Raw genomic sequence first — 12,598 nt, forward strand, 5'->3', positions numbered from 1 at the left:
AGGAGGCAAAAAGAAGAGCCTCGACACTGTCGAGACTCTTGCCTTGGCTGGGGCACATGGATTCGAACCATGATCGACGCTTCCAAAGAGCGGGACGGGCATGTTGCCCGGTGTTGGGAAGGTTTAGAAAATGCCGCGCTGCACGGGGCTCGCGTCTCTTCGTGTGTTTTCGCGTAACTGCCCGTTTTGGGCGAGTTTACAGGGCTACTACGCCGCTACTACGCCAAGCTTCAGAGCTTGTTCAGCCGCGCTGAGACGATAAAAAGCAGAAGGCACGAGACGGTATGATGGGGCATGGCAACCTTGACAGGGCAACCCGCCCAGTACAAGCGTGGCAAGGCTGCAAAGGACGCCCAGCTTTCGCAACTGCAACGAAAAATTCTTGTGTGGGTGCTTGCTGAAGAGCAGCGCCTCAAGGACGGGTCGTTTAAAGGACGACGTGAACTTGCCAAGCTCGGCGTTCCCTGGAGTGCGAAAGCCTTTATGCGCGTCGCTCAACTTGACCTCAGCCGTTCGACCATCTCGGAATCCCTTGGCGCGCTGGTGAAACGGGGGTTGCTTGTTCCGGCCTATGACGGTGCGTATGCAAATCAGCCGCGCACGCCCGGATTAGGGCCGAACCGTCGAACGTCGCACCTCAAGCTTTCTGTGATCGGCCGTGAAGCTGCTGTATTCGAGAAGGAACACGGCAAGACGCGGCGCCAAGTGCTCGAGGAGGCGCAAAAGGAATACTGGCGTAAGCGTGTGTGGGAGCTGCGCCAGCAGCGCGCCAAACTACACGAAACTTACTCTCATGGCATCGCGGCTTTTGAAGAGTCGGGAGGAGTGCTGCTTGACCTGTCCACTGGTGAAGCAACAACTCAAGAACAATACGAGCGGGAACACGAGCAGGGTATGCGCTGGCTCGCATGGGAACTAGAAGAAGCCGTTGCGCGCTCCAAGGGAGAGCCGTCTCCTTGGGATGACCTACCATTCTGATGTCATGTTCGGAGTTATGCACTTACTACAAAACTCCGAACTATATACTTGGGTACTAATGCCTTAGTACTGACTGGCACGTACTTTTTCTTGTTTCGAACCTGCGTATTGCGTAGAATGCCTGTGTGAGCTACAGGATACCTTGGCGTACCAAGGCTCAGCGGCAAAACGGCAGCGCTACGGGTGTGCAATCTTGGCGGAAGAGCACCCGTAGCGCGTTCTCGCAACCTGGGAGGTTGCCTTATGACAGTACAGGAAAACGCGCGACAGCACCACAATTTGACCACACCTGACGCGACTAGCGAAGAGCGCAAAAAAGCGACTTACACGCCCGAAGAGGCCCGGCACATCATCGGCGTGGGCCGCAACCTAATTTACAAAATGGTCAAGATGGGCGAACTGCGCGCCGTTCGGGCCGGAGCGCGGGTGCTTATCCCGAAAAGTGCCCTCGACGAATTCCTCAGCCGAGGGCACTAAGTGCCGCCGATTTTGCCGGGGGCGGAAGTATGACCGCCGCCCTTCAACTCCCCGCCGAATTGTCCCGCGCCCTCGATTCCCTACTGTGGCTGGCCGAACATCAAGGGGAAACACCGTGACGGCGGTGAAGACTTACCCGCCGGTTTTAGAAGCCGCCCTCGCCGCCCTTGAGCGCGGCTGGTCAGTGCTGCCGGTGGCGAATGAGGGCGAGTACGCCAAGAAGCCGCACTACTGCCTCACCGACACAGGCCACAGCAAGCCCGGCAAGGAAGAAGGCAAGCTGGCCCCGTCCTGGGAAGCTTTGCAGCGCGAGCGGCCCACCCCAGAGTACGTCCGCACCTGGCTGAGTCATATCAGGGGGAAGGGCGTGGCCGTCATCACCGGCCAGCTGTCGGGTGTCATCGTGCTCGACTTCGACGGCCAGGCGGGCGCCGCCCTGCTCAAGCAGTTGAACCTCCAGCCGCACGTCAGAACGGGTTCGGGCGGCTTCCATGTGTACTTTCCACATCCCGGCTGGAAGGTGCAAACCCTCAACAGCAAGTCCAAAGCAGAACTGGGCCAGCGTTACCCCGGCCTCGACATTCGCGCCGATGGCGGCTATGCGGTCTTGCCCCCATCGAAGAACGTCAGCGGGCCTTACGAGCAACTGCGCAACTTCTCGGACCTTGAGCCGCTGGAATCCTTGCCCGAAGAGTTGCGCGCCTTCCTGGGCCTGATCGCGCCGCCGCAAGAGCCTCAGCCCCCGACTGCTCGCTTGGGCCTTGCGGGTCGCGTCCAATCCTCGCGGGGCAAGCGGCCCGACGAGGCAACGCTCCTTGAGGGTGCGCTGAAGGAAGCCGCCGCAAGTGGTCGCAATAATGGCGGCTTCTGGCTGGCGTGTCAGCTGCGCGACAACGGGTATAGCGAAGTGGAGGCACGAGACGTTGGACGGCGCTACCTCGACTACACGCCCGAAGAGAACACCAAAGGGCAAAACGAGGCGTATACCCTGGACGAGTTTGAGGCGAGCCTCCGGCAAGCGTACAGCGCCCCGGCGCGCGAAGCCTGGCAGCGCGGCCACGCGACCCGGCGCAGAAGCTCAGCACAAACACAGACGGACATTGCCGAACAACGGCCGGAAATCGTCGTGAACGGGCGCTTTTTGCGTGAGATTGCTGAAGACGCGGTGCGGGCACTGGAGGGCGCGAACGACCCGCCCACGCTCTTTCGGCGGGGGGGCGCAGTGGTGCGCCTCGACCAAGAAGAAGATGCGCGCGCCGTGCCTCTCGATGCCGTGGCCCTCAAGGGCGTGCTTGACCGTACGGCAGACTTCGTGAAGCTCGAAGAGCGCGTGGAAAAAGGCGAGGATGGCAGCAAGAGCGTGGTCGAGGAAGTGAAGCCCGCGCGCCCGCCCGCCGACCTCGCCCCGGACCTCCTGGCACGTGTGGACCGCCTGCCGCTGCCCAGCCTGCGAATTCTCGCCACCTCGCCCCTGTTCAGCGAAGGCGGCGAGCTGGTGTGCGAAGAGGGCTATCACGCCGAGAGCGGCATCTACCTTGCCTCAAGAGGACTGGAGAACGTGTGCGACGATGTTTCCACGTCTTCAGCCCTCGCCTTGCTGCGCGAGTTGCTGTGCGACTTTCCCTTCACGGGTGAAGCGGGCTTCGCACACACCCTGGCCGCGCTGTTGCTGCCCTTTGTGCGGCCCATGATCGACGGCCCGACCCCCTTGCACCTGATCGAAGCGCCTACGCGCGGCACCGGTAAGGGGCTGCTCTCCGAGGTGATCGCCCACGTGTCGCTAGGGCACGCGGCGGGCGTGATGGTGCAACCCAAAGACGGGGACGAATTCGAGAAGCGCGTGACGAGCACCCTGCTGGAAGGCGCGCGAATCATCCTGCTCGACAACGTTCACACCCTCAAGGGTGAGGCGCTGGCCGCCGCGCTGACGGCCCGGACCTGGAAGGGGCGACGGCTGGGCAAAAGCGAAATGCTCACCCTACCCAATGACGCTCTATGGCTGGCGACCGGCAACAACGTGGCCCTAGACGACGACATGCCCCGACGCATCGTGCCCATCCGGCTCGACCCCGGCGTGGAACGTCCCGAAGAGCGTACCGGCTTCAGGCACGAAAACCTGTTGGGCTGGGTGAAGGAGAACCGCCCGGCGCTGGTGTCGGCGTGTCTCAGCCTAGTATCCGCCTGGCTTTGGGCGGGGCGGCCAATTGGTACGGGCAAGCTGGGCAGCTATGAAGGCTGGGCGGCGACGATGGGCGGCATACTCGACGTGGCGGGGGTGCTGGGCTTTTTAACCGGGCGTGAACACCTGTATGAAACGGCCAACGCCGAGCCGCAAGAGTGGGCGGCGGTGCTGGCTGTGCTATACGAGCAACACGGGGCGGAAAGCATTGGCGCACGTGAATTTCAGGCAGCTATGCAGCGCCTTGACGCCTGCTCCGACTACTGGGAAGGCAAGACGCGCGCTTCGGCCCTGCGACGGGTGGGACGGGCCGTTACCCAGCGCCGGGACCGAGTGTTCGGAGGCTTCCGGGTGCGTGCCGCTGGTAAGACTGCGACCGGCAATGCGGCGTACCGGGTGGTGCCGGTGGGCGAGGGGTGGAATAAAACACCTGAAACATCGGAAACACCGGGCGAGGGGCGAGAAACGCCGGTGGGAACGGTCTTCCCAGAAAAAGCGACCCCGCCAGAAACACCCGGTGTTTCTGCGGTGTTTCTCCAGACGCCCGCCCAAACACCGGAGAAACACCGGGACGTGGAGTGCTGCCAGAACAGCACGCAAGGTGTTTCAGGTGTTTCAGGTGTTTTATTCGTGGGTCAGCCAGAAGACGGCGAAGACGCGGTGGAGCTGTGAGCGCGCGTGTATTGCTCGACACTCTCGACGGCCTGGGCGTGCGGGCCACGCTCACCCCTGGTGGCAATCTGAGGCTTGAACCGGCTAGCCGTGTACCGCCCGACCTCGTGGCCGAGCTGCGCGAACACAAGGCCGCACTGATCGCTAGCCTGAGTGTTCCGGCTGGAATGACTACAAATGACAGCACTTTGCCGCTACTCCCCGAAACCCTCGCCCGCTTGGTGCATGCGGCGGCGAGTGGGCACCTTGGGCACATGGCCCAGCTTGAAAGCGGCTTCGTGCCCGACCTGGGCGGTTACGTGCTGGCCTGGGCCGCCACCTACGCGACAGGAAGCAACACGAGGCACACCCTCGCCTGCCTGGAAGCCGCATATAAGGCCTGGAAGCCCGCATGACGCCCAACCACGCACAATTACGCACCACGGGAGGCAGCATGACCGCTGAACACCTCAAAATTACAAAACAAACTTTACCCGATCCGCGCGCCCTGAACCCCGTCAAGCACGGCGCCATGAGTGAAAACGTGCCCGATCACGAACGGGAAACCTACGAGCTGCACCGGTCCGGGGTGCTGGCAAGCCTGGCGCCGGTCGGCTACCTCGAGGAACGCCTCGCGGGTCGGGTGGCGATGACGTTGTGGCGCCTCTCAAGGCTGGAAGGCTGGGAAGCGGCGCACCTGAGCGCCCAGGCCCGAAAAGCGGTGTCCGGCCTGGTGCTGGGCGAGCATGACGCCTTTCTGCGGAAGATGGCCGAAAGCAAAGCCCGGTTATACGCCCCGGTGGAATACATGGACGCTGAAGACTTACGGGCGGCCCTGCGTTACGTCCTGCCGCACCTGAGCAGCGAGCACGTCCTGAGGCCCAACGGGGCAGCAGACATACAGGAAGAAGCCGAGGAACGCCTGAAAGCTGCTGCCTTCCTGCGGGCCTTCGTGGCAGGGCAAGAAGCTTCACACCCGGAGAGTGAAGCGGCCCGCTTTATGCTGGGCGAGTGGGCCATGAAAGCCCTGAAGAAGAAAGGCGTGAGTGCCAAGCGGATTGCCGGGGCAGCGCTGGGTGTGTCCAAGCCGGGACGAGAACAGGTGGAGTCCATCGAGGACGGGGATTGGGAATGGGAAGCCGCAGAGCTGCCCGGCGTGCTGGCCCTCGCCCGCGAGGTGCTGGGCGACAAACTGGCCCAGGAAGCCCACTTCACGCTCTGCACCTGGGAGCGGGAAGCGGCCTTGCTGCCCGCCTACCTGGCACGGGCTGAGCAACTCAGGAACAACGCGGCGCGGGTGCTGCCGGATGACCGTACCCTCGAGAAGCTACAGCGCTATGAAGCGCACCTCGAGCGACAGCTTTACAAGGCGCTGCACGAGCTGGAAGCCATTCAGGAACGCCGCAAAGGGAACGCCACGCCGTTGGCCCGGCTGGAGGTTCACGGGGAAGTGCCGGGCGGGACTCCGTGAGCCCCAGGGACGGCGCCCTGGGTAAAATCATCCTCCAAGGGAGGCCGCGTTCTGTGTAGAACGCGGCCTCCCTCCGGCTGGGAATGGTGGAGCTATCCTGACTATCCTTTGAAACGGGACGTGAGAGCGAGAGTACGCCAAGATGCTGGCGAGGGTATTGAAGGTGGTCTTGGAGGGTATCGAGGCCCGGCCGGAACACGCGGATCTCGGCATAGCCATACTTTTGCGCTTCAGGCGTGACGGGCTGCCTCGAACTAGCCAGTGAGATACGCCCACACAAAGGCGAGCGACACGGCAACGTGTAAGGTCGAGACGTGCGCACCTTCGTGAGCCCAGTGTCTTCGAGATTGACCGCCTGGTTTTCAAGTTCTCAGCGCCGCGTGCAGGTTTTCGCATTGCTATCGCTGGCACCGCGCCTCGTTTTCAACGGTAGTCAGGTCAAACGCTTAGAAGTAGCCCAACTCCTCCTGATAGTCAGCGGGGGCCTGAGCCAGTTGCAAGAAGACCTGCTCAAGGAACGAGCGTAACCGCTGGCGATGTACGTCCGTCGCGGATGGCCGGAGTTGGAAGACACCGACACCCGGGAAGAAGAAGTTCGCAGGGTACTCCTCCGTGGGGTGACGGAGGAAGATCGTCTCGTCCTCCCCGGAGCCTGGGAACAACACGTAAGAACCGCGCGTGCCCAGCAGCGCATCACGGTAGGTGTGCATCTTGTAGAGGTCGCCCCGCTTGTAGGTATCGCGCTGCTCCCGGTTCAATGGCAAGGAGGTCTCCACAAGGTCGTTCTCGACCTCTTCGGCGGCATCTCTCAGCACGGCCTTCCACTTCGAGCCGTCCAGCCGATACTTGGCGTCGAAGTGCAGCCAGTGCCTGCGGGTCCCCTGGGCCTCCTCCATCTGAAACAGCACGCTGTAATCCGGGTGGAACTTGGCCGAGTAACTGCCCTCCCACTCCGGGTTGGTCCTGACCTCATGGTTAAACTGGCGATTGTAATAGAGTGAGACCGTCGCACTCCTCCCGCACGGGGAGGCGTACTGGAACTTCACCTGGCTCTGCTTCCCTTGCTGGAGGTCGAGCCCGAAGCCTCCGGGCACCTCTTTAAACAGCGGGCGGGGTGAAGGCAGTTCAGGGCCACAGACTTCGCGCAGGCACGCCCGGAGCACAAAGAAACACCAGTATTCGTACAGCTCGCTGATGGGCCTCAACTGGCCGTCCAGCCCGTCCGCCAGCTCCTGGCCGCGCTTCCAAGGCAGGCGCAGGCCGAGCTGCAAACTCAGATCGGCGGCCAGAATATCCTTGTACCCTTCACGGCGTTGCAACACCTGGGAGTTGGTGGGAAGATGCCGCAACTCCCCCACATCACGCCAGAATGGCTCGCTCAGCCAGTCCTGCACCTGCTGGCCCCACACCTGGACCACCCGGGCGCTCAGTGGCTTCTTCGCCAGAGTCAGTCGCCTGGATAGGTCCTCCGTGAGCCGTTCCAGGTCAAGCAGGACCGCTTTGACAAAACGGTTCTCGGGGGTGTCGAACGTCTCCGCCACATGACGTTCCGGTAGGTGCGTCGGCGTGAAGCCACGAAACAGGGACTCCAGCGGCCCGCCTGGTCTCAGATGTTCCCCCGAGAGCCGGGTGGGAATCAAATCAATGGCAGGCTGAGTCGCCAGTGCCAGCAGGGTCAGCGTTTCGCGTGAGCGCATGACATTGTGGGGTGCCCGGAGCACGGTCTCGACCGCGTTCTCCAGGCCGCCGCCCCCCATGATGCGCCGCAGGTTGAACAGCAGGGCGAGGGGATCGGCGTCCTCAAGTTCGTTCCAATCGAGGGGCGCGAAGGTGGGCCCCTCTACCGTCAGCAGCAGGGACACCGCCTCCTCGGCCAGGGCATCAAGCAGGGCACGCAGGTCATCAAAGTACCCGAACTTTGCGCAGGCCACCTCCACACGCACCGGCCCAGTCCTGAACGGCGCCAAGCCCAAGTCCGCGATGCCGACCGACGAGCCGAAGTTCAAGGACCCCCCGATACGGACGCCACCCGGAACATCTTTCCAGCGCCGCTCCGGGTCACGCCGGTAATACTTCTCCAGCGCACGAGAGAACGGCCAGGTGGGTGAGGACTTCGCCTGACGGATAGCCTCCTCGTAGGACAGCGGCACCGTTACGTCCAGCAGGTAGGGGGTGGCCTCACGGAGTTGCAGCGCCTCGAAGAGGACATCCTGGGTATCACGCCAGCAGATCGGCGGGATGCCCCGCACCCCGAACTCATCCTGCTTCCGCTCCTCGATGGCTTGCCACAGCCCGGGGACAGGGGGTGGAGCCAGCTCCTCGCCCTCCTCGCCTTCTCTCCATGAGAGGTCGAGCGCGAGAGCTTCCCCCCACTGGAAGACCAGACGGTGAAAGGGTTGCATGGAAGAAGACGGCCCCTGGGTCATTCGACGAAGGTGGTGTAGCCGGTGGCGTTCAGACGGCGGTTCATACGTTCCAGCTTTTGACGACTCACGGGCATGGGGTCCGGGGTGCCGAGATTCGGCACGCCCTGGGTGCTGAGCCCTCGCAAGAACGTCTCCAGTTTCGTGAGGCTGTCATTCAGTTGCCTGCGGTTGCCGTGAATCTTGGGCAGGACCTTTTGCGAGAACACCTTGTCCAGGGCGTCGTGCCAACCGTCCGTGCTGAGGGCTTGCCCGGTCTCGTCACACTGCTCTTTCTGTGCGAGTATCCAGACCTCAAGGTAGGCGAACACCTCGTTGACCAGGCGGTAGCCGAAAGCGAACCCCACCTGTTCGAGCACTTCGTAAGCCTTTTGCAGAACGTACTCGACAGTCTTGGAGACATCGCTGGCCCAGTGGTCGGGGAAGCCAAGTTCTTGCGCTCTCGTCAGGAAAGCCTGGTTGGGCCTGGTCTTCAGGGAGGTCGGGGCCAAGGGTCGCAACACGGCCAGCGCGGCGGCACCGCTCAGGGTCAGCTCGGTTTCCGTGTGGCTGGGGTCCAGGTAGACCTTGGGTGGCACACTGAGGATTTCGATGACCTGGGCACGGTCGAGCACCTTGGGCGAGAACATATACGTGGTCTCGTCCACATTGATGGTCCCGATGATGAAGACGTTGGGTGGCAGGGTGAGTCCCCGCCCAGCGGTTTTTAAGTGTTGCGCTGCCTCGGCTTCGGAACTGCCTGGCTCTACATGCTCCAGCACGTCGCTAATCAGGGCGATGTTGTCGGCACTGATTAGGGGAACGCCCTGGCCCTCCTCCGTGCGCCCGGACTCCATCAACGACAGGAAGGGACTGAAGTACCGCTCCACGTGGGACAGGTTCATCTCATCGAGCAGCAGCAGGTGCGGGATGTGTTCCCTTTGCGGATGCGCGGCCCGCAGCAGGAGGCGCAGCGGTTCTTCCAACTGGTACGTTTCATGGGTTTCGACGCCGCCCACCTGACGGGGAGGGCCGAAGGGGTTGCGGTAACCCAGGATGTGTCGCGTGTCGGTCCAATCAGCGCCTACCGGCACGAACGCGAGGAGTTCTTGATCGTCAAGTTGGATCTTGAGGGCCCCGGCTAATTGGAGACCGCCTCGGGATTTCCCAGTTCCAGACGGTCCGCTGAGGATGACGAACCCCCTAGCAGCTAGGGCCACCACGAGGTCAAACGAGCAGCTTACTGGACTGCTTGGAGCGGTGGGAACTGACAATGGAGTGGGTGAAGTGGGAGTGGGGGCCGTCGTCTGGGGAGGCGTACTTTGTGCCCTTGCGCCACGTGGGGGGAGGTAAATCTGTGGATCAGCAACCTCTGCTGTCACCCAGGAGAAGTCTGTGTATTCAGTTGCTTCGACCCGCTGGAATAGAGTCTCTACCTCTTCGTCTGTTATATTACCGTCCGTTTTATAATCTTCTATTATAAATTCGATTGCTTCCAAGGGCGTTTTTGAAGATACGTATTTGTCTAAGTCGTGATCTCTATAATACCATAGGGCAACATCATCTATTCTTGGCAATTGCCTACTCTTGTCTGTTGTAACAATATCACCAAGATGAGATAGGTAATCTTGAGATAGGCTGGCGTGCCTAACTCCCAAAGTTTTAACGTCTATAATACCAGCAAACGTCCCTCCCCCTATGGTATCAGGAAAACCATTGGAGTAATAATCGTTCGTATTGTACCCCTTTGTTTTGTGCTCCGATTTAATTGGATTGAAAAAATTAAAGTTTTTTATTGAGATTGACGTTGAGGCTGGTTTCTGAGTGGATAGATACTCGTTAACAGCCTGTATAAGTGCGGGCTCAGTTTTCTTAAGTGGCAGGGCATCTTCATTTTTTAGCTTTAGAGCACGCTTAAGTATCAGAAAATCAAGTAGGGTACCGCGAACTCTTGCTCGACCTAAACGCTCTATAGTTTCTTCTATACGTTTGGCAGTTACATAACTAGGCATTTTCTAGAACATCCGTTGTGTGGGTGGCCTGATCCACGGCCTGCGTCATCTCTTCAAGATCAGGGGTCTCAGTGGCTGCCTCGGGGGGTGCCTCCAACAGCTGCCCAGCTATCTGACGGGCCTCAGTCGTCATCATCTCGCAGAACGCCGCGCTGATGTCAATGCCAATAGCGCGAAAGCCGAGCTTGCGGGCCAACCGGAGGCTTGTACCACTTCCGGCGAAGGGATCAAGGACAATACCATTCTTAGGAGTGGTGGCCCGAATCGGAATGCTTATAAGGTCCTCGGAGAAGGTCGCCTTGTGGCCGTTGTTCTGCCGTGAGGGGGGCACCACCCAGGTGTCTAGTGGGGGTAATATCTTGCCCTTCTCACTCTTGCGGCCCACCGCCTTACGGTCGAAGTAGTACCAACGCTCCTTGGCGAAGTGGAACACGTACTCATGGGATATGGAGCAGCGGTCGCGCACCTGATCGGGGATCGGGTTGGGTTTGACCCACACATTGTCGTTGCGGACGAGCCAGTCCGCGTCCTGCATGGCGATGGCAAAACGGTGGGGGATTAGCAGCAGCTGCTTGGGCCGACACCACTTGCCGTCGCCGGTCCGGTCCTGGGGCCTTAGCCCGAAGCGGCGAGCGCTCTGCTTCTTCTCGTCGCTGCGGTGCTGCCCCTTTCCACTCCAGTAGGTGTCGCCCAGGTTGACCCAGAGGTTTCCCGTATCCCGCAAGACGGGTCGGGCTGCCTCGAAGGTGTCCACGAGGTTCTGAACGAAGGTCTTGGGATGCTCTTCCAGACCAATCTGCCCTTCTGCTCCATAGTCTCGCTGGCCATAAAACGGCGGCGAGGTAACGATGCAATCCACCTGAAGACCAGCCTCGGCTAGCCAGCCCAGGGCCGTACGGGCATCGGCGTTGAAAATCAATGTGGACTCATCGGCGTAATACGCACGTGCGATCAGGTTAGTATTGGTGAACAGCTCTTGCGAAGTGATTTCAGGCCGTAAGGCACGGTTAGCCCTGGTGTTCGGCAGGATTACGTCCGGTGCGGTCGTTGGGGAAGCTTCTTGGAGTTGGGTCATAGTCGTGGGTGGGAACTTCAATAGGTTACCTGTGACTGGTCAGGTACGAGGGATTGAAGCGGCCTGCCCCAGCTTACGGTGTGGATGCTGAACCGCCTAAGTTCTGGGGCTCATATCCCTCTTACCCCAAACCCTCGTTGAAGCTCAAGTAGTTGTGGATCTATCAAGGGGTACCCGGGGCGTATCCCTGTCATGGGGTATCGAACCTGGAAGCACGAGAACACCCAGCTCGAGTGGGCCGGGGTGTCAGGATTTATCAGGTTCTAGCTTTGGAAGTGGCTCATGCTTGGGCTTCCTAACCACTGAGCAGCGGCGCGAGGGTGCGCCAGGTGGCCGGACTGAGCCTCGCCTTGAAGCTGGTGACGTAGCGGAGGCCTTGCCCATCCTGGGTCAGCTCCTCGAGCAGGCAGAGCGTACGGGTTTCCTCAGAGCCTCGACCGGTGAGGGCAAAGGGTGCGCCCGGCTGGGTGTGCTGCTGGCCTTCCTGACCTTCGGCCGAGGTAATGCAGGGTGATGCCATCCCCTTCTCGGGTAGCGTCGGTGAGGTGTCCAATTCGTTCATGGCTTCGTCCTTTCAGGGAGTGAGGGCCGAGGGTGTCCCGGCCCGTCTTGCTTCAGTCGGCCGCTTGCGCCAGATCGTCGGCGGGCTTGTACTGGGGCAGGGCGAATAGGCCCGCTTGCCCGAAGCTCAGCTCCTTCTCCAGGGTCAGGCCCAGCCCGCCGAACAGGAAGCCCTGAGCGCCGCTGTCCAGCGCCTCACGGACCCGCAGAGCCCAGGCGAGGGCGCGGCCACGGGTGACGGTGACGAGTTCTTCAGGGCTGTGGCTGTTCAGGCGGTAGAGCGCTTGGCCCTGGGCGGTGACTTCGGCACGCTCGCCGGTCGTGCGGTCATCGAAGACAACTCCAGTAAAGGGAAGGGTGAAGCTGCGGGCTGTGCTGGTATGCTGAGTCATGATCTTCTCCTGCTGAGGGGGGATTCAAGGAGCGCGCTCTTCGTTTGGCGACTGGGGCGCGCTTTCCTTGTATCCCAATAGTATCAACTAATTGAATACTTGTCAATTAGTTGAATAGTTTCTATTAATAGCCTACTATTAAGTAGTGGAAACCATACCTTACCCTGACCAAATGTTCCGGTGGACCCTCAGGCAAACGATGGACCGCTATGGTGTGACGCGGTACGCCCTTCAGAAGGAAGCAGACATTGCCATGAACACGGTCCGTGCCATGTACGACGGCAAGCCGACACGGATTGACTTCCCCGTGGTAGAGAGAGTCATTCACGCCCTGCGCCGCCTCACCAAGCAGCCCCTCACCGCTGCCGACGTATTCACCTGGGAAGAAGGCGAGAAGTAA

11 protein-coding genes are annotated in these 12,598 nt (G+C 60.8%); 6 read left to right on the forward strand and 5 right to left on the reverse strand.

Translation table 11 applies throughout. The features are described 5' to 3' along the window. Nucleotides 1–294: 294 nt before the first annotated feature. The 5 genes from DEIPE_RS11795 to DEIPE_RS11815 all read left to right on the forward strand — a co-directional run bounded on the left by DEIPE_RS11795 (nt 295) and on the right by DEIPE_RS11815 (nt 5,756). A complete protein-coding gene (locus tag DEIPE_RS11795; protein WP_015236194.1) occupies nt 295–978 on the forward strand; it encodes a hypothetical protein in 684 nt (227 codons plus the stop codon). A 243-nt stretch (nt 979–1,221) separates the two neighbouring features. Further along, nucleotides 1,222–1,455, forward strand: a complete 234-nt coding sequence (locus DEIPE_RS11800; RefSeq protein WP_015236195.1) for a helix-turn-helix domain-containing protein — start codon at nt 1,222–1,224, stop codon at nt 1,453–1,455. Nucleotides 1,456–1,570: 115 nt separating this feature from the next. Beyond that, the gene (locus DEIPE_RS22310) at nt 1,571–4,306 is read left to right on the forward strand and encodes a bifunctional DNA primase/polymerase (protein ID WP_015236196.1); all 2,736 of its coding nucleotides are present in this window, start codon (nt 1,571–1,573) and stop codon (nt 4,304–4,306) included. Beyond that, nucleotides 4,303–4,701, forward strand: coding sequence for a hypothetical protein (locus DEIPE_RS11810; protein ID WP_015236197.1), 399 nt, complete (start codon nt 4,303–4,305; stop codon nt 4,699–4,701). The genes DEIPE_RS22310 and DEIPE_RS11810 overlap by 4 nt, the downstream gene beginning before the upstream one ends. Nucleotides 4,702–4,739: 38 nt before the next feature. Continuing rightward, entirely contained in the window at nt 4,740–5,756 is a 1,017-nt protein-coding gene (locus DEIPE_RS11815; RefSeq protein WP_015236198.1) for a hypothetical protein, read from the forward strand. A gap of 446 nt (nt 5,757–6,202) precedes the next feature. Here DEIPE_RS11815 and DEIPE_RS11820 read toward each other — a convergent pair whose 3' ends face one another. From DEIPE_RS11820 to DEIPE_RS11840, 5 genes are all read right to left on the reverse strand, one after another. After that, nucleotides 6,203–8,158, reverse strand: coding sequence for a DUF2357 domain-containing protein (locus tag DEIPE_RS11820; RefSeq protein ID WP_041230870.1), 1,956 nt, complete (start codon nt 8,156–8,158; stop codon nt 6,203–6,205). Between the two features lie 20 nt (nt 8,159–8,178). Continuing rightward, nucleotides 8,179–9,252: a hypothetical protein gene (locus tag DEIPE_RS11825; RefSeq protein ID WP_157448849.1), complete on the reverse strand. Its 1,074-nt coding sequence runs from the start codon at nt 9,250–9,252 to the stop codon at nt 8,179–8,181. A gap of 910 nt (nt 9,253–10,162) precedes the next feature. Further along, nucleotides 10,163–11,245, reverse strand: coding sequence for a DNA-methyltransferase (locus DEIPE_RS11830; protein ID WP_015236201.1), 1,083 nt, complete (start codon nt 11,243–11,245; stop codon nt 10,163–10,165). A 295-nt stretch (nt 11,246–11,540) separates the two neighbouring features. Then, on the reverse strand, nt 11,541–11,807 hold the full coding sequence (locus DEIPE_RS11835; RefSeq protein ID WP_015236202.1) for a hypothetical protein: 267 nt from the start codon (nt 11,805–11,807) through the stop codon (nt 11,541–11,543). 52 nt (nt 11,808–11,859) lie between these two features. Further along, nucleotides 11,860–12,198: a hypothetical protein gene (locus DEIPE_RS11840; RefSeq protein ID WP_015236203.1), complete on the reverse strand. Its 339-nt coding sequence runs from the start codon at nt 12,196–12,198 to the stop codon at nt 11,860–11,862. A gap of 172 nt (nt 12,199–12,370) precedes the next feature. Here DEIPE_RS11840 and DEIPE_RS11845 point away from each other — a divergent pair, with 172 nt between their 5' ends. Further along, on the forward strand, nt 12,371–12,598 hold the full coding sequence (locus DEIPE_RS11845; RefSeq protein WP_083865803.1) for a helix-turn-helix domain-containing protein: 228 nt from the start codon (nt 12,371–12,373) through the stop codon (nt 12,596–12,598).

The organism is Deinococcus peraridilitoris DSM 19664 (assembly GCF_000317835.1).
GTDB lineage: Bacteria > Deinococcota > Deinococci > Deinococcales > Deinococcaceae > Deinococcus_A > Deinococcus_A peraridilitoris.

What these genes read in the sequence shown, in the direction of transcription:
- DEIPE_RS11795 (WP_015236194.1), top strand. Translation starts at nt 295, where the DNA reads ATGGCAACCTTGACAGGGCAACCCGCCCAGTACAAGCGTGGCAAGGCT.
- DEIPE_RS11800 (WP_015236195.1), top strand. Translation starts at nt 1,222, where the DNA reads ATGACAGTACAGGAAAACGCGCGACAGCACCACAATTTGACCACACCT.
- DEIPE_RS11815 (WP_015236198.1), top strand. Translation starts at nt 4,740, where the DNA reads ATGACCGCTGAACACCTCAAAATTACAAAACAAACTTTACCCGATCCG.
- DEIPE_RS11820 (WP_041230870.1), bottom strand. Translation starts at nt 8,158, where the DNA reads ATGCAACCCTTTCACCGTCTGGTCTTCCAGTGGGGGGAAGCTCTCGCG.
- DEIPE_RS11830 (WP_015236201.1), bottom strand. Translation starts at nt 11,245, where the DNA reads ATGACCCAACTCCAAGAAGCTTCCCCAACGACCGCACCGGACGTAATC.
- DEIPE_RS11835 (WP_015236202.1), bottom strand. Translation starts at nt 11,807, where the DNA reads ATGAACGAATTGGACACCTCACCGACGCTACCCGAGAAGGGGATGGCA.
- DEIPE_RS11840 (WP_015236203.1), bottom strand. Translation starts at nt 12,198, where the DNA reads ATGACTCAGCATACCAGCACAGCCCGCAGCTTCACCCTTCCCTTTACT.
- DEIPE_RS11845 (WP_083865803.1), top strand. Translation starts at nt 12,371, where the DNA reads ATGTTCCGGTGGACCCTCAGGCAAACGATGGACCGCTATGGTGTGACG.